The organism is Leptospirales bacterium, assembly GCA_019694655.1.
Taxonomy (GTDB): domain Bacteria; phylum Spirochaetota; class Leptospiria; order Leptospirales; family Leptonemataceae; genus SSF53.
Genome location: JAIBBN010000007.1, coordinates 1 through 22,913 on the forward strand (window position 1 = coordinate 1; position 22,913 = coordinate 22,913).

The 22,913-nt window shown below is 57.0% G+C and carries 23 protein-coding genes; 15 read left to right on the forward strand and 8 right to left on the reverse strand.

Features of this window, described 5'->3' with window-relative positions; all coding sequences use genetic code 11:
* Positions 1-438: pirin family protein (locus tag K1X75_11205; protein MBX7058623.1), on the forward strand; the 438-nt coding region annotated here is incomplete at its 5' end.
* A gap of 8 nt (positions 439-446) precedes the next feature.
* Here K1X75_11205 and K1X75_11210 read toward each other — a convergent pair.
* The gene (locus tag K1X75_11210; GenBank protein MBX7058624.1) at positions 447-938 is read right to left on the reverse strand and encodes a hypothetical protein; all 492 of its coding nucleotides are present in this window, start codon (positions 936-938) and stop codon (positions 447-449) included.
* A 91-nt stretch (positions 939-1,029) separates the two neighbouring features.
* Between K1X75_11210 and K1X75_11215 the strand changes: the two genes are divergently transcribed.
* The 4 genes from K1X75_11215 to K1X75_11230 are packed head-to-tail and all read left to right on the forward strand — an operon-like array spanning position 1,030 to position 3,858.
* The gene (locus K1X75_11215) at positions 1,030-1,713 is read left to right on the forward strand and encodes a heme exporter protein CcmB (protein ID MBX7058625.1); all 684 of its coding nucleotides are present in this window, start codon (positions 1,030-1,032) and stop codon (positions 1,711-1,713) included.
* Positions 1,710-2,441: a cytochrome c biogenesis protein CcsA gene (gene ccsA / locus K1X75_11220; protein ID MBX7058626.1), complete on the forward strand. Its 732-nt coding sequence runs from the start codon at positions 1,710-1,712 to the stop codon at positions 2,439-2,441. Before K1X75_11215 ends, ccsA begins: the two co-directional genes overlap by 4 nt.
* Positions 2,438-2,893, forward strand: a complete 456-nt coding sequence (locus K1X75_11225; protein MBX7058627.1) for a hypothetical protein — start codon at positions 2,438-2,440, stop codon at positions 2,891-2,893. The genes ccsA and K1X75_11225 overlap by 4 nt, the downstream gene beginning before the upstream one ends.
* The gene (locus tag K1X75_11230) at positions 2,890-3,858 is read left to right on the forward strand and encodes a hypothetical protein (GenBank protein MBX7058628.1); all 969 of its coding nucleotides are present in this window, start codon (positions 2,890-2,892) and stop codon (positions 3,856-3,858) included. The genes K1X75_11225 and K1X75_11230 overlap by 4 nt, the downstream gene beginning before the upstream one ends.
* On the opposite strand, the gene K1X75_11235 is transcribed toward K1X75_11230, so the two are convergent.
* Genes K1X75_11235 through K1X75_11245 form a run of 3 tightly spaced genes read right to left on the reverse strand, consistent with a single transcriptional unit; the run spans position 3,839 to position 7,961 of the window.
* On the reverse strand, positions 3,839-5,677 hold the full coding sequence (locus K1X75_11235; protein MBX7058629.1) for a DUF115 domain-containing protein: 1,839 nt from the start codon (positions 5,675-5,677) through the stop codon (positions 3,839-3,841). The genes K1X75_11230 and K1X75_11235 overlap by 20 nt on opposite strands.
* Positions 5,674-6,477, reverse strand: a complete 804-nt coding sequence (locus K1X75_11240; GenBank protein MBX7058630.1) for an ATP-binding cassette domain-containing protein — start codon at positions 6,475-6,477, stop codon at positions 5,674-5,676. The genes K1X75_11235 and K1X75_11240 overlap by 4 nt, the downstream gene beginning before the upstream one ends.
* Positions 6,477-7,961 carry an HDOD domain-containing protein gene (locus tag K1X75_11245; GenBank protein MBX7058631.1) on the reverse strand — a complete coding sequence of 495 codons (1,485 nt, stop codon included), beginning with the start codon at positions 7,959-7,961 and terminating at the stop codon, positions 6,477-6,479. Before K1X75_11245 ends, K1X75_11240 begins: the two co-directional genes overlap by 1 nt.
* Before the next feature lie 96 nt (positions 7,962-8,057).
* On the opposite strand from K1X75_11245, the gene K1X75_11250 reads away from it, so the two are divergent.
* Positions 8,058-8,453, forward strand: a complete 396-nt coding sequence (locus K1X75_11250) for a hypothetical protein (GenBank protein MBX7058632.1) — start codon at positions 8,058-8,060, stop codon at positions 8,451-8,453.
* On the opposite strand, the gene K1X75_11255 is transcribed toward K1X75_11250, so the two are convergent.
* Positions 8,450-9,418 (reverse strand): hypothetical protein, encoded by a 969-nt coding sequence (locus tag K1X75_11255; protein ID MBX7058633.1) that lies wholly within the window; start codon positions 9,416-9,418, stop codon positions 8,450-8,452. The genes K1X75_11250 and K1X75_11255 overlap by 4 nt on opposite strands.
* 115 nt (positions 9,419-9,533) lie before the next feature.
* Between K1X75_11255 and K1X75_11260 the strand changes: the two genes are divergently transcribed.
* Entirely contained in the window at positions 9,534-10,619 is a 1,086-nt protein-coding gene (locus tag K1X75_11260; GenBank protein ID MBX7058634.1) for an alpha/beta hydrolase, read from the forward strand.
* A gap of 37 nt (positions 10,620-10,656) precedes the next feature.
* Here the strand turns inward: K1X75_11260 and rsmG are convergent, their stop codons facing one another.
* Positions 10,657-12,024 (reverse strand): 16S rRNA (guanine(527)-N(7))-methyltransferase RsmG, encoded by a 1,368-nt coding sequence (gene rsmG, locus K1X75_11265; protein MBX7058635.1) that lies wholly within the window; start codon positions 12,022-12,024, stop codon positions 10,657-10,659.
* 283 nt (positions 12,025-12,307) lie between these two features.
* Here rsmG and K1X75_11270 point away from each other — a divergent pair, with 283 nt between their 5' ends.
* From K1X75_11270 to K1X75_11280, 3 genes are all read left to right on the forward strand, one after another.
* A complete protein-coding gene (locus tag K1X75_11270; protein MBX7058636.1) occupies positions 12,308-13,474 on the forward strand; it encodes an iron-containing alcohol dehydrogenase in 1,167 nt (388 codons plus the stop codon).
* 94 nt (positions 13,475-13,568) lie between these two features.
* Positions 13,569-14,570, forward strand: coding sequence for a ketol-acid reductoisomerase (ilvC, locus tag K1X75_11275; protein MBX7058637.1), 1,002 nt, complete (start codon positions 13,569-13,571; stop codon positions 14,568-14,570).
* Positions 14,571-14,594: 24 nt separating this feature from the next.
* The gene (locus K1X75_11280; protein MBX7058638.1) at positions 14,595-15,851 is read left to right on the forward strand and encodes a diguanylate cyclase; all 1,257 of its coding nucleotides are present in this window, start codon (positions 14,595-14,597) and stop codon (positions 15,849-15,851) included.
* A gap of 14 nt (positions 15,852-15,865) precedes the next feature.
* Here K1X75_11280 and K1X75_11285 read toward each other — a convergent pair whose 3' ends face one another.
* Positions 15,866-16,369, reverse strand: a complete 504-nt coding sequence (locus K1X75_11285; GenBank protein MBX7058639.1) for a tRNA (cytidine(34)-2'-O)-methyltransferase — start codon at positions 16,367-16,369, stop codon at positions 15,866-15,868.
* Positions 16,370-16,489: 120 nt separating this feature from the next.
* Here K1X75_11285 and K1X75_11290 point away from each other — a divergent pair, with 120 nt between their 5' ends.
* Genes K1X75_11290 through K1X75_11305 form a run of 4 tightly spaced genes read left to right on the forward strand, consistent with a single transcriptional unit; the run spans position 16,490 to position 20,650 of the window.
* The gene (locus tag K1X75_11290) at positions 16,490-17,710 is read left to right on the forward strand and encodes a pyridoxal phosphate-dependent aminotransferase (protein ID MBX7058640.1); all 1,221 of its coding nucleotides are present in this window, start codon (positions 16,490-16,492) and stop codon (positions 17,708-17,710) included.
* Positions 17,711-17,713: 3 nt separating this feature from the next.
* The gene (locus K1X75_11295; protein ID MBX7058641.1) at positions 17,714-18,757 is read left to right on the forward strand and encodes a phosphotransferase; all 1,044 of its coding nucleotides are present in this window, start codon (positions 17,714-17,716) and stop codon (positions 18,755-18,757) included.
* Entirely contained in the window at positions 18,754-19,491 is a 738-nt protein-coding gene (locus K1X75_11300) for an NTP transferase domain-containing protein (protein MBX7058642.1), read from the forward strand. The genes K1X75_11295 and K1X75_11300 overlap by 4 nt, the downstream gene beginning before the upstream one ends.
* 31 nt (positions 19,492-19,522) lie before the next feature.
* Entirely contained in the window at positions 19,523-20,650 is a 1,128-nt protein-coding gene (locus K1X75_11305) for a tetratricopeptide repeat protein (protein MBX7058643.1), read from the forward strand.
* 15 nt (positions 20,651-20,665) lie between these two features.
* Here K1X75_11305 and K1X75_11310 read toward each other — a convergent pair whose 3' ends face one another.
* Positions 20,666-21,892 carry a CapA family protein gene (locus K1X75_11310; GenBank protein ID MBX7058644.1) on the reverse strand — a complete coding sequence of 409 codons (1,227 nt, stop codon included), beginning with the start codon at positions 21,890-21,892 and terminating at the stop codon, positions 20,666-20,668.
* Here K1X75_11310 and sppA point away from each other — a divergent pair.
* Complete coding sequence (sppA, locus tag K1X75_11315) at positions 21,891-22,910, forward strand: signal peptide peptidase SppA (protein MBX7058645.1); 1,020 nt, start codon at positions 21,891-21,893, stop codon at positions 22,908-22,910. The genes K1X75_11310 and sppA overlap by 2 nt on opposite strands.
* Positions 22,911-22,913 lie beyond the last annotated feature (3 nt).

Here is a 22,913-nt window from a genome sequence, read left to right on the forward strand (position 1 = left end):
CAAATCATGTCCGCTGGCGCCGGCATTCTTCACTCTGAATTCAATCATTCTGCAACGGAAGATCTCAACTTCTTGCAGATCTGGATTCTGCCCCGAATTCGCGACATCGATCCGCGCTACCAACAGCTAGCTTTTCAGCCAGCGGATATCGACAATCAATGGCGCTGTCTTGTTGCCCCGGACCGCGAAGATTCTTTGTGGATCAACCAGAATGCCTGGGTGTCGCTCAGCCGAATCAGCTCCGGCTGCCAACTTGCTGCTACTTTGAATCGAAATGCATCACATGCTTACCTGATGTGTCTGGAAGGCGACTTGATGCTGGAGCAGGAACGGCTTGGTCGCCGCGACGCCCTGGCTCTATCCGGATATAGCGAACTTACTTTGAATACCGAGAGCGGCGCCGACCTACTACTGATTGAGTCCCAGTTTGGCGGATAGAGATGCTCCTAGCTCTGGAAAGCCCTCTCTACCATTTGCTCTGCAATTCCAAACATTTTTGCGAACTCGGAAACAGTGGGCCGCCGCAAGGCCAGCGCGCCAAGGGCAATGGCAACCGCAGCGAGGCTGGATACCTCGCCGCTCAAAAAATAAAGCGCGGAAGACAGCATTCCGGCGCCTTCCACAGCCGCCCATTGAATGATTTTGGCGGACTGATACTGCGGCAATATCTGGCCTAAGTTGGCCCCCGTATCTACAGCGCCGGCAAAGGCTTCGCGCCGGCGCAATACAAGTTGAGGCAAAGTCCAGGCAACGATCAATGCGAATAGCACAGCGCCCGGCCCGCCAAAGCGCCCCGCGACTTCCAATCCTTGCGCAGCTCCAGCGTCTCCGGAGCGTAAATAATAGTGCAGGAGAGCCGCTCCTGCCAGGGCAACACAGAGCGCGACATGTATGATTTGCAGCTGACGCCAGCGCGATGCAAGATTCGCAGGATCCATGAACACGGAATTGGCTCTCCGCCTGGAAAGTCAATCGCACTGAGTAGCGAAAGGACGTTGCCGATTCTCACGCCTTGCCATTTTTGACCCCGTGGTTGCAGCACCCGGATTCTGGAGGACCTTCTGGCGCTCATTGCAGCTTGAAATCAGCGTCGAAAGCCGACGCCCGGGCGGTCTGTTCGGCCCCCTATTGTTTACGGCAAGTCTGGCCTTTCTGTTTCGGGCTTCTCTGAACGACGCCAGCGTTGCCGATGCTGCTAATCGCGCTGCGTTGATGCTGGCCGCACTCTATGTTTCAGCGACATTGGCAGCCAGCCGCCGCATTCACGCCGAAACCGAAGCCGGCGCCCTGCAGATTCAACTCATGGCCCCTGCCGACGCTGCCGCTTTCTTTCTTGCGAAATGCGTCCTCGCCTGGCTGCAGCTCAGTGTACTGGCTCTGCTGCTTGAACCGCTTTATGGCTGGTTGCTGGTTGGAATTCCATCCGTCGCGACGCAAAACACTGTCATATTTTGCACCTGCAGTCTGGCCCTCGCGCCGCTGGCGACACTTGGAGTCTACATTGGTCGCGGTTCCTCGGCCCGTGAACTTGTTACGCCCGCCCTGACTCTGCCGGCCGCTATTCCAATCTTCTTGCTCAGCGCCAGCGCCTTGAAACAAAGCAGCGGCGGTCAGTGGCCGGCGCCGCAAACAATCATTGCTTTACTGGCCTCAGGCGCCCTGTATGCTGCCCTTGGCATTCTGCTTTTCACGGCCCTTGGTTCAGAGGAATGAAAGTCGACATTCACCAGCGCAACACATCAGCTCGCCCAATCTGGCGTCGCAAAGGCGCCGCCGCTCTCGATTGGGCGCTGGTCGCGCTGGCAGCGGGGGCCGCCGTCATCAGCTTCGTCAGCCTCACTTATCCGCCAACGCTTGCCAGCCAGGGACAGGCCAGTCGCATCCTTTTTGTACATGTTCCTGTGGCGTGGGTGGCGCTTTATGCACCGTGCCTTTCGGCGCTTGCCGGCATACTGTATCTGCTCACGAGATTGGAGCGTTACGATATCTGGTCTCTGGCCTGTGCACGCATTGCATTTGTTTTCTCTCTGGCCGTTGTTTTGACCGGCGGAATCTGGGGCTCTGTCGAATGGGGAACCTTCTGGTCCTTTCAGGATCCGCGTTTGATGTCCTTTGCTATTCTGGTTCTGACGCTCGGCGGCTATTTCATGGCCCGCGGACTCAGCGAAAATCCGGCGCGAACAGCAACCTATGGCGCGGCTGCATCCATCCTTGCAGCGCTCGCCGCCCTACTCACCTGGTTCGCCATACGGGTTGTAACTCCGGACCTGCATCCGACGCCTGTGATCGGAACCATGTCCAGGAAAATTGCTCAGACTTTCTGGCTTGCAGTAGGCGCCTACCATTTCGTCTTCCTGGCGCTGCTCCGCGCCGCCGTCCGTCACGAACGAATTGCGCGCGCCACACGATGGTTGAACGAACTGGAAAACACAAACTCATGACCATACTCAGAACGCTAACAAACCGGACGACGATCATTGCCGGTCTTTTGCTGCTTTGCGCAGGCGCGCCCGGAGTTCTATCTGCCGCTCCTCTCGATGCGGAAAGCTTCTTGAACTTGCCTGACGAACAAGCCCGCGAGCAAGTCGGACGATTGACTCCCGAAGAAATCAACGATCTGATCTCAGCATTGCGTCTGCATGTCCGCCGCAGTAATCCAGACCTTGATCGATTTTACCTCGCAATGGAGCACCTCGAGTCAATGCGGGCGACGGAGATTGCTCAAAAACGTGTGGATCGACTGGCTCTCGCTTTTGCCTGCATGTTCGCGCTGATTGTCGCCTTTCAAGGCTGGATTTTCATCGATCAACGTCGACTGACGCGACGCCTCGCCGAGAAAGAGACTTCTCCAGCCAGAGGCTCGCAGCGCGATGAAATCTACCGCGGCGAATGAAGGCTTTCGGCTTCCGTCAGGCGCGGCCGCGGCTCTGCGCCTTCTATCTTTTTTGCGTCGGCCTTCTCGCATTTTTTCTGGACTGCAGTCAGCTACCGGTAGCTAATCTTCAGCGTTGTCACTATGTGCCGGGGATTTCACACCTCCAGGATCTGATCATTGATCGTAGCAGCGGCGGCCTTCCCAGACTGCTACTCAGCGTTCAAAATACGCTCGATCGCGACCCCGGCGGACAGCTGTTGCATCGTGGAATGCTGCTCAGCGTCCCGCTTAACACCGAATCTCCCGATACCGAGCCATTGCAGATCGAAAATCGCGACGATTGGCCGTTCCATCCCGCAGGCATTGCAATCATTGAGCTGCGAGCGCGCGACGGCTGGCTCTACGTCCTGAATCAGGCGCTATCTGATCTTTTTGCAGTAGAACTGTATCGAATACAGGGCAATCGCCTGCAATTTATTGATCGCATTCGATCACGTATGCTAGATCGCCCTCGCGAGATCATTGCAATTGCCAAAGACCAATTTATTGTCTTGCAACGCGACCGATCGATCTTCGGCGGCTCTCCTCTGCTTCTCTTTTATGGGGCGACGGTACGGAGCATACCGCTGAATATCTCAGCGCCCATTTCGATGACGCTCAACGGCAGGAAACTATATGTACTTTCCGAAGCCGGCGATGTGGAGAGCCTTGATCTGCAGTATCTTCCGGCGCCGCCTATTTCTGTTGCAACTCTGCCCGGCCAGGCAGCTGCAATTGCCTTGCGCAGCAGCGAACCCGGCCAACTGATTCGAACAAACGCCAACGGCCTCGGTTACTATCTGGACGGCGACGGCGTCCCGTTGTCGACCGCCTTCGGCGATCCGGAATACACGCGACGCGCTTCGGGTATTCTCCGATACCAGAATCGGATCTACATTGCTCGCAATGACGCGTCTGGCCTGGCTATCTGTCAGGCGCCATGAAATCAGGAGTGGCTGAACAAAGCTTCAAGCACAGAGATAAGTAACGGCGAGCAAAGGCAGCGCTGGCTTCCAGCGAACGATAGAATTCGCCGGATCGCGCCAATACTTCCGCCTCCTCCCTGCCTTGCTGGCCAACGCCAGCTTGAAAGATTGCGCGCTGCATTACCCCGCTCGCAAGCTCCATGCCCGCTTTGTGCGAACGGAGTTCACTATCATACTGCTCCAACTGATTCAAGCCAATTGCAGTAGACCGCCGCGATTCGAATTCGGCCAACGCTTTTGCCTGCATCGCAATCCCACGCAATCGATCCAGCTCAGTCGAAACATTCTTAAGATCAGCAATCCACCCTTCCCGATCCAGTTGAAGCGGAACGAACCTCTCCCCTAAGAAAGTTCGGTCGACCTCCCGCCCGCCTTCCAGTTCAATCGTCGAGCCGGGAACTCCTTCCAGCTTCGCGCCGTGCGAGGTCAGGTTGCTAACGCGAATGCCAGCGGCAATATCGACGGCGATACGTCGCTGAAACCAATGATAGAAGATTAGCAACTTGTCGTTGCTGTGCAGGCCGTTCCCTGCCGATCCTGGCAACCAGCGAACGGGCAGTGCATAGAGCTGGCGGAAATTGTGTAACTCGCGCCTCGCAAGTCGATGCTCCGTGTATCGTAGCCGCTCTTCGAGAGTCGACCCCCGCGAGTGAGCCAGGCCGCCGCTGAAAGCAAAATCCTGACCGATCAGTACAACTCGATTTGCACCCAGCCGTACGGCCAGATCGTAGGCATTCGTAGAAACGGAACCTCCAAAGGCAACTTCGCCCACTGTTTCCCGGCAATATCCGGAAAACCGCCGAGCAAGTGCAAATGGCGTCTCAAAAAACCAAAGTCGATCTGCAGGCAAACGGCGCAGTGCGGCCGCCGCGCAGGAGGGATCGACAATGAAATGTACCTCATCCGGAATGCGTTCCAGGTAGAATCGGTTGATTGGTTGCGGATCAACGCAGACGACAAAGTCAGGCTGAAGCCCGGCGTTCAAGAGCGGCTGTAGAGCTGTGTCTGCGGCTATCAGGACTGAACGATCTCTAGCGCCAGGAATACTAAGAACTCGGGCAGCATCATCGCGCAGGCTCGGTCCTGCGCCGGCCACGATGCAACAGACGCCTTCGAATTTGCCATACAGTCGACCGACCGGACGGGCGTAGGCGAGAATAGGTAGGTTTGCACAAAGGTTTCGCATCCACAACCTGTCAAACCGTGCAAGCGTGGCCTGATTTACGTCGCGTCGATTCAAATATCTTTCCAGATGCTGAAGCGCTCGCTGGTATCGACTATCAGCTTGCGCCAGATTTCGGTTGATGAGGTAGCAGATGCGCGAACTCGGAGTGGACTCGAACAAACTACCGAGCCCCGCGTCGTCTGGCCAGCGCTGCAAACACTGCAAGCGTTTGCTGGCAATTGCCTGACGCAGATCAAGCACCGAAAGAACATGATCGCGAAGTTCTGAGATTGGCTCGAACCAAATTACACTCAGCGACGACATTTCCGCTGCTTGCTCCAGAATGTAGCCCAATCCGCCGCCAAATACGACCAGCAGGCCGTCTGTCCGCCCCTGCAGCGCTCGATCTAGTTGCCGGCGCGCTTCCTGTTGCGGATCGTGAGCGCTGTGCAGTCGCCGTCCGCCCGCAGTCGCCAGCCACCGCCCACTGGCGTCTTGCGCGATGTGAAGATCTGAGCTGTGTTCGCCGCGATCCTCGACAGACTCGCTGCAATTCAAGCCCAGCAATTGCCGCTGCTCATCGGCCAGATCCCTGGAGGCTGCAGAATTCATGACGATTCGCGCCAGGTCGTAGCAAAGCGCCGGCCATTTCGATGCAGCTGCAAGGGCAATCCGTAGAGCTCGCTCAATGTTTCCGAGTTCAGGACCTGGTCAATCGGGCCTTGAGCATAAACCCGGCCGGCCTTGAGCATCAATACATGCGTGCAAAAGGCTGGGATTTCGTCCACGCGATGGACGATATTGATGACCTGGAATCTGTCTGCAGCGTGGCGCGACAGAAGCATTTCCAATTCGTAGCGCGATGGCAAATCGAGCGACTCATAGGGTTCGTCCAGCAGCAGCAACCAGGGAACGGCCATCAAGGCTCGCAACAGCAGCGTCTTGCGACGCTCTCCGGTCGATAGCAGTGCAAACAGGCGCTGGCCATCGAAGAGTCTGTTTTGGCCAAAAGCGCTGCGAAAAAGCTCGCTGGCCCTTGCTTGCTCCTCGGCGCTGTAGTCGCGGTAGGGAGCAAGCGTAGCATCAGCGCCGGTCAGAATGATCTCAAGGACAGTCGCGTCGGGGTGGTAGATCGCATGGCGATCCATCTGCGACGGTTGAAACCAGCCGATCCCTTGTCTTTGAATATGTACGGGCGCCGACTCTGGCGACCGACCACGACGTTCAACAAGCCCGGAAGTAGGCCATTCGTAGCCCAGAATCAGCGCGGCCATCGTCGACTTGCCGGCGCCATTGGGTCCCAGAAACGTCCAGTGCTCGCCGCTGTGCAACGACCAATTGATCTTACTCAGGATCGCCGTCTCGCCCCGCTGGAAGCTCAAGTCGTGCAGCTCAAGCAGAGCCCCGGACATTAGGACTTACTCCGAAATCCCTGTTCCAGATCCGCAGTAAGCTTCTTAAACTGCTCTTCGTTGGAGATATTCAATAGATCCAGAGCTTCAGCTTCCAGCGAGTAATAGTCCGCCTGCCCGAGGATAGCCGCATTCAAGGCGACGCCGGCGTACACTGGCCAAACCCATTCGACCTCCTCCTGCGGCGCGGCAAGCGGCCGAAACTGATAGCGGATACAGGAAACAATTTGTTCCGGAAATTGCCATTTCTCGCCCATAAAGGCGCCGATTTCCGCATGACTGATGCCAAGCAAACTTTCCTCCAGAACGCTTGGATTTCGAATCCGTCCCGAGTTCACAGCTCGAGTAATCGTTTTCCATACTTCCGGGCGCAGCGCAACCAGTACGATCCGCCCCAGCTGGCTGAGCAGACCGGCCACAGCGGCCATATCTTGAGCCTGCTGTTTGCCGCGACTGACCCGTCTTGCAATCCAGGAAATGCGATTGGATTCCTCCCAAATTTGCTCCAGATCCTTGATGCGGTATTGTCGTTCCAGTACGTTGCGCGCCCCGGTCACAAGCAGGATATTGCGAATGACGTTGATTCCCAGAACCTTGACCGCCTCTGCGATACCGGGGTTGCGGTTGTAGCGAATATAGCCTGCGGAATGCACCAGTCGAAGCACTTCAGCGGTGAGCGACGGATCCCTGGATATCTCGCCGGCAATTACCTGCATGGAAGCCCCATCTGAATCACAAAGCTGCATGATGCGGCTCACATGTTCCGGATAGGCTGGGAGCGACTCGATCTCCTTCTCGATTCGATTGTAGAAATCTTGCTCGAAACCCTTGCTGCGTAATGGCAACGGAATGCGAAGTTCATTGATGGTAACGCCGTCCTTGGATTGCAGGCGATAGTTCTCGGCTTGTATGCCTGCGTTTTCCAGCAAGGACAGAATCAGGAAGATCCCAAGGCCTGCGCCCTCCGATTCGTCGCGGAGCTCGGAAAAAGCCTTATTGATGTCCCGATACTTCAGATAGCTTTGGATGCGCGACTTGATTCGATCCCACTCAACCGGGAGAATCTGCACGTTGTTCTCCACCTGGAACAGGATCTCGCTCGCATTTGCCACAACCGAAAATCGAATGTAGTAGTTCGACTGCAGCCGGCGATGCTGGTAGCTGTCCCATTCCGATAGGACATCCGCAGAAAAGTGGCGCATTCCTCTCTGGTATTCGACTGCGTCGCCAAGCTTTAGCCCCTTTTCATCAAAGTAGATGCGCTTGGCGTTTGCCTTGGAGCAGTTTGCAAAAATTTCCCTCAAACATACCAGCGTTAGCTCGCTGAGAAAACCGACGTTGAAGTGGGCGAGCAGTCGAAATACAAACCCAGCAATAAACTGAATCTGCTTGTCCGCCACGGGCGGATACTCAAGGACCACCCGTTCGCCAGCCAGAATTCGTTCCAATTCGCGGCCGGAGCGTAAGAGCGGGATGGCGGGCACAATTCCAGGAATTGACCGGAATCCCGAAGAGCAACCGAATTTCCCGGCCGCCCGCCTGTTGACAATTATGTCACAATGGCCTGCTAGGATCGTCCAATGAAGCAATCTCAGATCGATGGCAGCGCGGCGCCACGACCTCCCGGCCGTTGCTGGCGACAGCTATCCGGTCCTTGGGCGGGATTCCTCCGGATCACAGGCGATGGTCGACTGGAAGTGATGGCGCGGATTCGCGGCAGAGAGCAAACCCTGGCCTTTGCTCAGGCGCTGGTTCAATCGATCCATGCGGAGCTTGATCTTCAAGAAGCCCAGTACGAGGCGCAGACAAGACCGCGCCGCCGCCTATCGGAGGAAGCAATGGCAACCGATCCGGAACTGCCGCTGGGCGAAGCGATTGCCCGGCTGCAGCGTAAGCTGGCCAGCATCCCGCCTCTTGCGCCGCTGTCTGCTATCGGACCGAGTGCAGACCGTCAATCCAGGCGCTTCGCCGGTTAATTGTTCCGCAATGGCTGGTGGAAGCCAAATACCCGCTTATAGAGCAACGCTGACTCGCCGGCAGCGCTCCCGCCCTGCTGTCCGGCTTGCTCCGCCTTTTTTGCATCAAAAACCAAGATGGCAGCGCGATTGAAAAAGGCATAGTTGGGACGAAAACGCGAAAAATGATGCGACCTGAAAATCGCAGAGCGTCGCGAAAACTCCACGGTATACTTGTGCTGAATCAGCGTCTTATGAACGCGATTGGCCCGTTCCTCCTGAGTAGGGGGAATGTAGTTGGTTAAGATACTGCGATCCGTAGGCGGACTATTTTCGCCGCTCAAGGTAATTCGCAATCCCTCCGTTGGATGCTGCATCATATAGTGTTCGTACTTCCAAAACGGGGGATGAAAGTCCTCAATTGGAATTACTCCCGCGACTGAATTGCGCATTCTGTTGAGAATCAATTGCTGGCGCTGAAATTCCGGATCCTGATCCGTCCAGATCTTGTCATCAGGTATATCAGCTGGCGAAATTGCGATATGGCGAACCAGAAAGGTCTCGCGGTCAAAGTCGCGGGGCCGCCACGATGGGTAGGGAATCCACTGACGCTGGCGCATATCGACGGCATCCGTCTCATAGAATGCGGCCACAAAGACAAATAGGTCGAGATCTTGAGCAATATTGCTGCGCAAATCGAAAACGACGTCAAGAAACTCGCCCCAACCGTTTCCGGCAAAGCGCCGATCAAAGTTCACGCCGGTCACAACAAAATTCGGACTGGTGACAGCCAGCGGATTGAACTGTTCCAGCAAGACGACGCCGGCTTGCTGCCCCGCGCCGCTGTCTGGTGCAGAGGTCGGGGCGGGCTGGCCGGACTGAATATTTTGCGACAGGAGCGCCGCGCCGGTTCCAAGTCCGGCGACCAGCAAAATCACGAACAATGCGGCGCGTTGGACAGGGCTTCTCAAAGCGAGAAAATGCATGAGTACAAACCTCTGCGTCTATTATCGAAATTCTGGACAGGCTCAGTGAGCAACAGCCGAAAAAAAGCGGCGCAATTGAGGTTGTCGGGACATAATTCGCTGCTTCAGTGGACCGATGAAGCATCGGATCCAGGCATTCCTTCTCCTCCACGCGCTGGGGGCCTGTCAGTTATTCAGTCCAGATGCCGGGCGATTATTGAATGATCGAATCATTCGCGATTTTGCCTCGACCGAACAGCAACGAGTCTTCTTTGGCACAAACCGAGCAGTCCATGGTCGCCCCGATTGCCTGAACCGATCCTTCACTACCGAAACCGGCGAGTCTTTGCAATTGGGCCTCTGCGAAGTCAACAGTCCCAAACGTCGCGCGGTGGGTGAGCTGCCGCAGGCGGACTCGCGCAACGCCAGCAACGACTCCTTCTTCAAGATTGGCCGCTACAGCGCAGCGGATGGGACCCAACTTGCGGCGGCGCTGGCCGCTGAACCAGGCGAAGAAGTACTGGTCTTTGTTCATGGCTTTAACGTCCGCTTTGAGGAAGCCGTCCTGCGAGCCGCGCAAATTGCTTATGATCTCAAATTTCAAGGGGCGGTTGCCGTCTTTTCCTGGCCGGCGGGCGCCAGCGACGCTCCTCTGTCCGATCTGTTGATCAATCAAACCTACGCACAAAATCGTCAAGCGGCGGCGCAGTCCGTTCATCGCTTCAGCGAGTTTATTGAGCTGATCCATCGCAGCAACAAGCGCATTCACCTGCTGGTGCATTCCATGGGACATCAGGTCGTAATTCCTGGCCTGCTTGAAGCCAGACAAAGGATTGGCGATTCGTTTCTCCGTGAAGCGATCTTCAATGCTCCCGACTATGCTGCTGATGAGTTTGCATTGCAATCCATTCCGCTCCGGCAAAGCGCACGTCGAATCACATTGTATTGCTCGCCGGGCGATAACGCTTTGATCGCTTCGCGACAAACCAATGGCAACTATCGCATTGGACTGTGTAAACGGATCGAGGGCATCGACGTCATCAACGTAAACGAGGTGGACTCGCCAGCGCTGGGCCTCGGCGGCCTCGGCCATGGCTACTACAGCGGCAGAGCAGTGCTAACCGACGTCTATCAAACCTTGCTGGGGATCGATGCTCGTCGCCGACTGTTCGTTCGCTTGAGCGATCCGGGCGGCGGCGAAGAATTTATTCTGCGCCATTGACGGCGCCAGTACACAGCGGTTCAATACGCAGCGAGCCTCAAGCACGGGCACTCGCCGATGCGCATAACGAATACAGCGCCACGGCTACGGCGGCGGCGGCATTGAGCGATTCGACGCTCGGACTCATCTGAATGCGCAGCTTTTCGGCCTGGAAACCGACAGGAAGTCCCTGCCCCTCGTTTCCAACCACCAGGCCGAATGATTTTGGCGCATTGACCTGCCGCAAGTCTTCGCCTGTGGCATCGAGGGCATAAAGGGGCAGCTTTGCATTGCGACACCAATCCGGCAGGCCCCGCAAAGGAGGGCCGGCGTACATTGTAAGCTGTAGCGCCAGGCCAGCTGAGGAACGCAGGCTGCGCGGATGATATGGATTGGCCGCCTCTTGCAGGAGCACAATACGACTGGCGCCCAGGGCTCCGGCGCTGCGCAGTGCAGCGCCAAGATTTTCGGGATCGCCAAGCGGTAAGAATAGCGTGCAGCCGTCCGGCGACTCCTGCGGGACTGCTGGCAAAGCCGGCGCCTTCACAAGCGCCAGCATGCCGGGCGCCCCGATTTGATTCAGTTCATCGAACAATTCGCGACTGAAGACCTCGAGAGCGGGCCCATTGCTACAGCTCTCTTGCCAGGCGCTAGCCTGCTGCAGGGCCGCAGTATCGTGTTCGCGCAGCAGAAAAGCGACGACTCGATCGGATTGATGCCGCACTATCTCGGCAATGAAACGTTCGCCGCAGAGCAGGCTCAGTCGCTCCTGTTTGACGTAGCGCCCGGACCACAATGAGATGTAACGCTTGAAGCGGGCATTGTCGCGAGAGTGAATCAGCAATGGACTCCCCAATCTGTCTTCCTCCCTGCTTGGCAGTTTCTCGTACACCAGAAGCACGCGTCGATCTTCGGAATTCGGAAGCGTATAGCGTCTTTGCAGCAGCTGGCGAAAAGGAAACCTGGCTCCCAGATTCGCCGCCTCCTCCTCCCCCGCCGGACCCTTCATAAAGATGGCCAATCCGCCATCCTCCAGAATGCTCGCGGCGCGCAACAGCGTGCGCTCAACGCTTTCCACGGCGCGCGTAATCAAAGCCTTTGTTCGCAGCTCGCTGCGTTCCGAAATCCGTCCGGTGTGAACAATGACATTCTGTAGTTGTAAGGATTCCACCACGCGCTCAACGAAATCGGTCCGTTGCTTCCGACCATCGGCCAGAATGAAACGATGGTCCGGCAAGGCAATGGCCAGCGGGATTCCTGGAAAACCCGGCCCGGTGCCAAGGTCCAGCATCAACGACGGCCAGGCCAGGCCGGCTTCGTGTATCAGCTGGATTACAATCAACGAATCTACATAGTGTTTGCGAACGATATTCTCGAAATTATGAATCCGGGTCAGATTGAGCTCCGGATTACTGGCTCGCAGCATCTGGTGAAATTTCCAGAGCCGCCCGCCGGCCGTTTCAGGCAGCTCGATCCCGGCTCGCTGCAGCTCGGCGCTTAGCTGTTGCTCATCGATTTGCGACGCAGCTGCCTTTTGCCGAGGCCGGCCGGTCGGACCGCGCCTTCCAGACCCGTCTGCTTGCCGCTTCACAGGCTTCTTGCCGGGTCGCATAGCGCCTTATGGCCGAGGCCGGGCTGCTGTCAAGGACGCCGGAACTTGGGCCGAGTTGCCGATATTGAAATTCAGGCGGGCCGCAAAGCTGGCCGGCATCCTGAGCATGTTTGAATGGGTCCACTATCAGTTTCCGGCGCGCGTCTTTTTCGAGCGCGACGCTACCCACAAGCTTGGCAATCTGATTCGCGACATCGGTTCGCGAGTGCTGGTGCTGGCCATCCGTTCGGAGCTGGCCAATCCCGACGAGCTGGCCGTAATCAAGACGAGCCTGGAGAAGCACACGACCGGGGCGATCATCTATGATGATATCCTGGATTCGCCAGGACCGGAGGAGCTCGACACAGCCGCCTATTTTGCCAAGCAATGTAAGGCAGATGTAATCCTGGCATATGGCTCGCGAAAGACCTTCTACGCGGCGCGCGCCATAGCGACGCTGGCAAGTAACGAGATATTTGCCGCCGATCTGGAGCAATCGATGCTGCCCTTGCGCAAGCCGCCCCGGCCGGTCGTAACTGCGCCGGTAGGGCCATCGATGGGCGAGGAAACTTCCCCGTCCTTCATGATCTACAATGCAGGCAACCGGCGTGCTGTCCATGCCTACGACTACCGACTCTTCCCCGCACTGACCTTTATTGATCCGAATATTTCTACTGCTTTGCCGCCAAACGAAATGGCCAGGGGCGGCATTGCTGTGCTGAGTTCCGCCATCGAAGCAATTCTCTCCAAGCGCTCCAACGAATTTACAAATTCCATTGCGTTGCGTTCCATCGAGTTGATCACCCGCAATCTGGTTCCGTTAATGAATGAACCGGGCAACGCCTCGGCGCGTGCAAACGTTTGTATGGCCAGCGCTCTGGCTGGCATGGCGCATTCGAACAGTATGCTTGGACTCTGCTACAGCATTGCGGGCGCCGCGGCCAGTCTGACCGGACTCGACTTTCAAATGGCAATGGCGATCTTGCTCCCGCACATAATGGAGTACAATTTGACGACCTCCGCGGGCAAGTACGTGCAGATCGCTCGCGCGCTCGATGAGGACATCCGCGACATCACCGTAATTGAGGCGGCGATTAAGGCCGTCGAAGGCGTACGTAAGATTTACCTGGAATTGAAGGTGCCCCAGCGGCTCTCCGAATTCGACATCGAGAAGGCCGACCTGCCGGATATTGCGGAGCTGGCCTATACCATGCCGCTGATCAAGAACACGCCGCGCGAACTCGACCGCAATGAGATCGAAACGATCTTGATTGCCGCATACTAACGCTCAAGCCACAGGTCTGATCGACGCCGCAGCGGGCGCGTTGGCAGCAGGCTTTTGGTTGGCGCCGGAGGCTGGCGCCGGCGTGTGACCGATCATGGCAAAAGTTCTCTACGATAGCGACTGCGACCTTTCTCTACTGAACGGAAAAACCATAGCGGTGCTTGGCTACGGCAGCCAGGGCCATGCCCAGGCGCAGAATATGCGCGACCACGGCTACAAGGTCATCATCGGTCTCAAATCTGATTCCAAATCTCTGGCCAAAGCGAAAGAAGACGGCTTCGAAGTTCTCGAACCGGCAGCCGCCTCCGCCAAAGCAGACATAATTCAACTACTGGCCCCTGACCAGGTACAAGGTCAAATCTACCAGGATTCGATTGCGCCGCATCTGAGCGAGGGCAAGGCGCTGGTATTTTCCCATGGCTTCAACATTCACTATGAAATAATCAAGCCGCCGTCCAATGTCGATGTGTACATGGTCGCACCCAAAGGTCCGGGCCATCTGGTTCGTCGAGTCTACCGTGAAGGCGGCGGCGTACCATGTCTGATTGCCGTACATCAGGACGCCACGGGCAAGGCGCGCCAGCGAGCCCTGGCTCACGCAGCAGGAGTTGGCGGCGGCCGCGCAGGAATTCTGGAAACGACCTTTCGCGATGAAACGGAAACCGACCTTTTTGGAGAGCAGGCTGTGCTCTGCGGCGGACTGACTTCTCTGATCCGCAGCGGTTTTGAAACATTGGTCGAAGCCGGCTATGATCCAGACATCGCCTACTTCGAGTGTTTGCACGAGGTGAAGCTGATTACTGACCTCCTCTATGAAGGCGGCATGGCGCGGATGCGCTTTTCCATCTCCGATACCGCTGAATACGGGGATTACACCCGGGGTCCGCGCGTCGTTGACGCTCATGTTAAAGAGAACATGAAGCAGGTGCTGGCCGAAATTCAAAAGGATAAAGGCATGAAATTTGCCCGGGAATGGCTGGACGAAGCCAAACAAGGGTACCCAAACTTTACCCGGATGCGAGAGAACGGGAAACAACATCAGATCGAAGAGGTCGGCGGCAGGCTGCGCTCGATGATGAAGTTCCTCAAGGGCTGAGGCCTGTCTCGCGGGAGACCGCATTTGGACCACATCCTCATTGTTGAGGATAGCGAATCAATTGCCGCCCTGCTGGCCGAGCGTTGCGAACGGCAGCTCGGACTGCAGGCGCAAATTGCTCCTTCCGTGGCCGCCCTGCAAACGATGCTGGCGACGTCGGAGCATCGCTATTTCGCCGCCATCTGCGACCTGAATCTCCCTGATGCTCCGCCGGGCGCCGCCGTCGATCTATTGCGAAGCAAGGATATTCCGATTGTCGTTCTCACCGGGGAGTGGAGCGAGGAAATTCGCAGCCGGATCTGGGAGCGCCGTGTTGCCGATTACGTCCTCAAGGAGTCGTCCGCGGATATCAGCTATGCGCTGAATGTCGTGCGACGATTGCGCTACAATCCACAGGTTGCAGCGCTGGTTGCCGATCCGCTGCAGAGCAATCGCGAGGCAATCGCCGATATTTTGCGCGATCAAAAGCTGAAGGTTTTGCAGTGTGAATCGCCAGAGGAAGCGCTTCAGTATATTGAATCGCGACCAGATCTACGTTTGGCGCTCATTGACTATGGCATTGGCGGCGATCGCGGCCTTGACCTGACGACGCGAATTCGGCGGCGCAGGAAGCGCGATTCGCTGGCTATCATTGCCCTCACTGATTTTGAATTGAAGCGAGCCAGCGCCCGTTTTCTACGCTCCGGCGCCAATGACGTACTGGCGCGGCCGTTTACGCCGGAAGAGCTGCTCTGTCGAATCAATCTGCACCTCGATACGCTTGATTTGCTTGAACAATTGCGCTCCGAAGCGGAGCAGGACTTCCTTACCGGGCTGGGCAATCGACATTATCTGAATGAGCGCGCGACTGCCGTCTACGCGGACTGCCTCAGTCGCGGCATGCCGTTTGCGCTTGCTATGGCCGACATCGATCACTTTAAATCTATCAACGATCGCTTTGGCCATCTTGTGGGCGACCGCGCCTTGAAGCATCTCGGCCGCATTCTCAGTGCGAATACAAAAGGCAAGGACGTGGTCGCCCGAATTGGCGGCGAAGAGTTTGTCATCCTGCTTCCGGATACGCTGCCGGAAAGCGCGGCTCGTTTCTTCGAATCCCTCCGCCGAGAGATTGCCGGGAGCGCCATTGATACCGATAGCGGGACCCTGGCGTTTACGGTGTCCTTCGGCGTAGCAACCAATGCCGGAGCGTCGCTGCGCGAAGGATTGGAACGCGCCGATCGCTTGCTCTATCGAGCCAAGGCATCCGGCCGCAATCGCGTCGTCACCGATTTGACTGGCTAGCGGATTTGCGTCGCTCAGGTGCGATCTTGCAGGCTGAGGTCCAGGCCTTGAAAGTTCTGCTGGCGAAGAGCTTCGTAAAGCGCCAGCGACGCGGCGTTGGCGAGGTTCAACGAACGACAATTGGCAGAAACAGGAATACGTAACAGACTCGCATCCTGACGCCGGCCAAGCGCTTCGACTATTTCCGCTGGCAGCCCCGAGCTTTCCTGGCCGAAGAGCAAGATATCCGCCTCGTGATATTCGAAATCAGAATATACCTGGCTGGCGAATCGCGAAAAGGCCGCAATGCGCCCGGGTTTTGCCTCCCCTTCCTTCCACTGCAAAAATGACTGCCAATCGGCGTGCAACATCAACGGCAATTGCTCCCAGTAGTCCAGGCCAGCGCGACGCACAGCCGCCTCATCCAGCGAAAAGGCGGGGCGATCAATGATGTGCAAACGGCTGCCAGTACAGTGGCACAGGCGACCAATATTACCGGTGTTGGGCGGGATCTCGGGTTTGTACAATGCGATGTGCATCGCTGTCACAAATTTACTAAAGGCAAAGCGATGCAATTCGATGCTTCAGCCAAAATTCACTATCCGTCCAACCTGACCCGCCAATTCTGGCTTCCACTACTTTGCGGGGTGTCCGGTCCCATGCAATTCTCCGCCCATCGACTCGAGGTTATCGAACCCTCGCCAACTCTGGCCCTCAGCGCGCGCGCCAAAGAATTGAAGGCCGCCGGAAAGGATATTGTCGGCTTTGGCGCCGGCGAGCCTGACTTCGACACGCCCGAACACATCAAGGAAGCAGCCCGACGAGCGCTTGCCCAAGGACAGACGAAGTACACAGCCGAAGGCGGAAGCCCGGCTATGAAGAAAGCCATCATTGAAAAGATGCGTCGAGACAATCATCTGGACTACAGCCCCGCCGAAGTCATGGCATCCAACGGCGGTAAGCAGGTAATCTATAACCTGTTTATGGCCACGCTGAATCCGGGCGATGAAGTAGTCATTCCGGCGCCTTACTGGGTGAGCTACGCCGACATTGCCAGGCTGGCAGAGGCGAAGCCCGTATTTGTGCATGCCCCGCTAGAAAGCAATTATCTGATTCATGCCGACCAATTGCGGGCTGCGATCACGCCCAGAACGCGCCTCGTTGTTCTTAACTCGCCCAACAATCCCACTGGCGCCGCCTATTCAAGGGCGCAACTGCAGGCAATTGTCCAGGTGCTTATTGACAATCCACAGACGCTAGTCATGAGCGACGACATATACGAGCATATCGTGTATGAAGGCTTTGAGTTCGTGAACGTGCTCAATCTTGCTCCGGAACTGCGCGATCGCACTGTCGTTGTCAATGGCGTCAGCAAGGCATACGCTATGACAGGATGGCGCCTTGGTTCGGCGGCCGGCCCGGAGCATATCATCAAGAACATGGAGAAGCTGCAGGGGCAGAGTACTTCCAATCCTTGCTCTATAACACAGGCCGCGGCCATCGCAGCCTTCACCGAATCCCAGGACTGCGTGGAGACAATGCGTATTGCATTCCAGAAGCGCCGCGATCTGGTTGTCCGTATGCTGCAGGCTATCGATGGCGTGCGCACGCCGGTTCCTCAGGGCGCCTTCTACGTATTTCCGAACCTCGCGGAGATCTACAAACTGCCTCGCTTCCAGGCCCTCGCGCGGGAGAAGGGCGGACCATCGCTTTCGCGCGTATTTTGCAACCACCTGCTGGATCATTACGATGTCGCCGCCGTACCAGGCATTGCCTTTGGAGATGATGCGGCATTGCGAATTTCTTATGCTCTTGACGAAGACAGTCTGCGCAAAGGAATAGACCGGTTGGGCGCCATGGTCCAGGATTTACGCGGTTGATCGATGAACCTGAATCGTGAACTGCGAGCCTTTGTCGCAGCCTGCGGCTTTCCAGAGTCGTTTGAGGCGCAAGAGCTGCCGGCTGAGGCCTCGGCTCGCCGCTACGTACGTTTGCGATTTGCCGCACCAGCAGAGCCCGCCAGTCTGATGCTCTGCGTAGGTCTCCCGACGCCGTACCGCGACCAGGATCGCTTTGTCGCGCTCTGCACCCATCTGGAAAAGCAAGAACTTCCGGTCCCGCATATCTATGGTGTGGAGCGAGTGCAAGGGGCGCTGCTCCTTTCCGATGCCGGCGAGTATGATTTGAACTACTACCTGCAACGCGCTCATGCAGCTGGCGAAACCGAGAATAAACGCAAGTTAATTGATCATGCAGTTGATATTCTGGCCAAATTGCAGCGACTACCTATCCCGGAGGAGATAGAAGATCGCAGTTTCGATCTGGAGAAGCTCTACTCCGAGCTGGAATTTTTGTTTGATGCGGTTCGTTCTGCGGCCAATGCCCTGTCGACGCCTTACCTCCAGCTCTTTGAATTGTCGCAATTCGGTCGCGAGTTGTGTCGCTATCTCGGAAAGCTGACCCCGCAGACGCTTGCGCATCGCGACTTTCACAGTCGCAATATTATGGTTCGGAACGCCGGCGGAAAATTGCACTATACGTTGATTGATTTCCAGGATGCGCGAAAGGGATCGCCATTTTACGATCTGGCCAGTTTGCTCTACGACCCCTATGCGCCGCTCGACAGGGAAGAGCGAGGCCGCGCCTTGCATCGTTACCTGGATAGTGCGCAGTATTCCGCCGCACAAAAACCGATCTATCTTGCCGTAGCCCTGCAACGAATGCTAAAGGCGCTTGGAACCTACCTGCACCAGAGCGTATCTGGAAATTCGCGGTACGCCGAGAGCATCGCGCCGGCGCTGGATCGAATTGAAGAGATTGTCCAGGAAGGGAGATTTCCGGATTCAGTTTATCTTTTCGCGCGCGAGGTGCGACGCCGTTTCCTTGAGCCGCTGCGTGAACTGGCATCTGCCAGATCCGCAACATGAAAACCGGATTTGTTCTGGCAGCAGGCTTTGGACTGCGCATGGGACCGCTCACGGCGGCAAGACCCAAGCCTTTACTGCCCGTTAGCGGAATCCCTCTAATCTACTATGCGCTCTTCGCTCTCCAGCGCGCCGGGTGCAAGCGCGCCGTAATCAATCTGCACTATCGCGGAGAAATGATCGAACGCGAACTGCGAGATTTTTCAGCTCTGGAACTGCAATTCACACACGAAGCGCAAATTCTGGGCACCGCCGGCGGCCTGCGCAATGCCATGGAGAGCGTCTTACGGCATGACCTGCAAGTCCTGCTGATCAACCCGGATGTGATCTTTCCGTATGATCTATTTCCCCGCGCCGCCTCCGCCGACCTGCTGCTGAGGCCAGAGCAGGACGATGCCCGACTCTTACTGGGTCGACGCCGACCGGAGAGTAAAGAGACGGGATTGGCTCTTGGAAAAGGGGATCGTGTTCGTTTTGAAACGGATGGCGACCGCTACTACCTTGGATGTGCCGCAGTTCTGCTCTCAGCCCTCTCGCCATTGGTCTGCGGAGTCCAGGCGGAGCTGGGTGCATGCTGGCAGGATAGCGCCCGCACTGGCCGATTGGCGGGCGTAGACATGCCCGGAGAAGTGATCGACGCCGGCTCGCATGGCGCCTATTTGCGTATTTGTGATCAGGCGCCCTATCCGGCAGAGACGATGGCCGAGCTGCGCAGTTTCGCTGGCCGTTCCGCTTGAGTTTGCAACGATTTGCATTCTGCTTTCGGGGGTGAGCATTGTAGGCGACGCCTCGGCGCTGGGCGCGGAAACCATTGGCGCCGCGGCCAATCAGATTGATGGGACGGAAAGGCGCGAGGCGCCATCTGAGCAGTTGAAGCCAGCTCGACCGAGTCGGACCACAACGTCGCTGCCGACGACGACGCCCGGCGTATCCGATTTTTTTGATCTGGATGAATTGCGCCGGGCCCGACTGCGCGTCGATATCCGGCAGGTAGTCGCCGAGCTTGTGGCCGCATACAAGTACGGTTATCCCGGCAGGGCGCCGCCCTTGCTTCGCCGCCTGCAAGAACTGGCGCCGGACTCGGCGGAGGCTGACTACTTTACAGCCTTGCAACAATATGATCGCGGACGAAGGGCAGAAGCGCTGATTCTTGCCCAGAGGGCGGCAGCAAAATCGCCGCGCATGTCGCGGGCAAACAGCTTGATCGGCTTGCTGCTGATGGACGCGCAGCGCTACGAGGAAGCGACGATAGCCTTCCGGGCGGCGGTAGAGCAAAGTCCTTACAATGCAAACTACCTTTACAATCTGGCCAATGCCCTGCACACTCTTGGCAGAAGTTCCGAGGCGCTGACCGCGGCAGACCGCGCAATTGCAGCGCGCAGCAATTTCGCCGAAGCGCTCTACCTGCGAGGTTTGCTCCTGCTTAACATGGGCGAGGCCCTCGCCGCATTGCAATCGTTGAAACGCGCGGAGCATTTTGGCATGCGCAGCGATGGTTTCTATCTTGATCTTTTGCTGGCGGCCGAAAGGGCCGAGCAACAGGAAGATGCGATTGCCGCAGCGCGCCAGCTGCAAAGCACCCGGGATCCCCATGCCTTGCGCGAAACGGCTAGAGTCCATCTGCACTTTGGCGAGTCGCAAATTGCGCTTCGCCGACTCGAGCGATTGGTACAGTTGAAAGAAGCAACGGAGGGCGATTTCGAAATGCTGCTTCGTGCCGCAATTCTGTCCGATGCAAATCCGACGGTCTATATCATGCGCTACACAAGCGGCGAACGCCGGGCCGCCCTGCTGTTGAAGGCGCGCGAACTGGAACAGCAGCTTGCCAATCGGCCGGCGGCTCGCGATTCCGTAGTCCGATCGCCCTACCGGCCGCCGCCAGCAATGCCACAGTGACTATCGCTCAGTCCGTCAATGAGCTGCGGTTTCTGGACCCGGAATCCTGAGTTGTATGGCTCCGCCTATTTCGGGCTCCAGCCGGCTGGCTGTCTCTGGCGAAATGTCAAAGACCTGCCAGTAAAAATCATGGGCAAACGCCCTTGCTTCGGCGGCGTCGAGCGGGGCGGGGCGCGGGTTTTGAGCGCTGAATCTGCCCCAGATTGGAACAAACTGCGCGGCCACAGCCCGCTTTTCTGAAGGAGAAAAGGTCAGGCGTAACAGGATATTGTGAGTTTGGTCCTCATTGGAACTGCCAAACAAAAAGTTTCCTATCGAGTAGACGATCAATCCGTTGCGATAGAGTTCTGCTCCTTGTGGAGTGTGCGGATGATGGCCGATGACCAGATCGGCGCCGGCATTGATCAGAGAACGAGCAAGAGCAACCTGGTCAGGACCGGGCCTCTGGTAGTACTCCGTTCCCCAGTGCAAACTGACTATTGTTATATCCGCCTGGCGATTGACCGCAGCAATTTTCGAAAGGACGGCAGGCGTGTAGATTGCAACCCCCGGTCGGCCCGAATTGGCCGCCGCGTTCTCTTCCTCGATGAGCGTCAGCGCGAAGAGCGCAAATTGCATGCCATGGCTATGAAGCATCAGTGGCGCCTGCGCTTCCTGCAGATTCTCGCCGGCGCCAACGGCCGCGATTCCGCCGCTACGCAGCGTTTCCAGCGTCGATCGCAGTCCCTCGGGCCCAAGGTCCATGCTATGATTGTTGGCGAGAATGGCTGCATCCAGCCGCAGCGCCTGGAGTACGCGCAATCCCTCCGGCGAAGCGTTGAAGATGTACGGTTTGCCCGGCGGCGGCGATCCCCGATCGCTCATTGCTGTTTCCAGGTTAGCGATTCGTAGAGCCGCCGAATCAAACAAGCGTCGAACATGCTCAATCGGCGTCAGCAAGCCGGAACGTTGTTGCTCGCGCACCCCCCACTCAAAATGCATGTCGCCGGCAAACAGTAGCTGAAATTCCGATACGTTCTGCTCGCGCGCTGAAAAGTAGCGAGCCGCGGGCAGCGGCGATTCCACCGCCTCCCGAGTTGTCGCCTCCGGCGAGGTCGCGATGTCGCTGGCGCATTGCACAGTCAGTAATGCGCTGCAAAAAAACAGAATACCGGACAGCGTACGAGCGAACCTGCGATAGGATTGACGTACCGGATGGCCGCCGCCCTCTTCCATGTTCAGTCTAACGATGAGGAACTTCATGCCCCGTGTCCTGATCCCCACCATTTTTGGGTGTCTACTACTCGCCAATTGCATTATTGGCAACGACGTCTCCATTGCACCGGGTGCTATCTCCTCCGACCAGGCGCCGCTGGATGAAGTGCAAATCTATCCGAGCCGAGAAGACCAGGGTCGGTGCCTGAGCGGCGCCATGAGCCGAGGCGGGAGCGGGAAGATTCTGCTGATCAATGCAACCGGCGTCATCGATGAAGGCGATTCATTTCGCTATGGAGCCGCTGTCAGTCCGGGCCAACTTCGTCGGATATTAACGCGGGCCGCACAGGATGATGATATTGACGCTATTTTGCTGTCGGTCAACTCGCCGGGCGGGTCGGCGGCGGCGTCCGACTTATACTACTCTATTCTTAAGCAATTCAAAGAGGAGCGCAAGATCCCTGTCTACGCCCACATTACGAATCTTGGCGCATCCGGCGGATACTACATTGCTATGGCAGCTGATGGCCTGAACGCCGATCCGCTTGCGGACGTAGGCAGCATTGGCGTTATCATTCGCAGTTTTGGCTTTGTAGGGCTGCTGGGTAAATTGGGCGTCGAGTATCGGGCCATCGCCAGTGGCGGAAACAAGGACATGCTTTCGCCGTTTTCTGAGATTCGTCCTGAACAAAGGGCGCTACTGGACGCTCAGGTACAGCGCACCTATGAACGATTTCTGGCGGTGGTCCTTGAGTCTCGTTCAGCCAAACTAACTCGAGAGCAACTATTGCCAATTGCCGATGGTCGGGTGCTGGATGCCAGCGAGGCGCTCAGACTGAATCTCATCGATAGCGTCGGCTACCTCGAGGAACACATAGAGCGAATCAAGACAATGCGCGCCTGGGAAAACGTTCAGGTCGTCGCTTACGTGCCGCGAGGCGGAGCTCCCCTGGAACCCAATCTTTACAATATTACCCGCAGAACTCAGCTGAGTTTGCAGGAAAAGCTGCAATATCTTGCCGTCATTGGACCGCGTACTTTTCTTCTGTACGAGGGAGGTCTGTAGTCA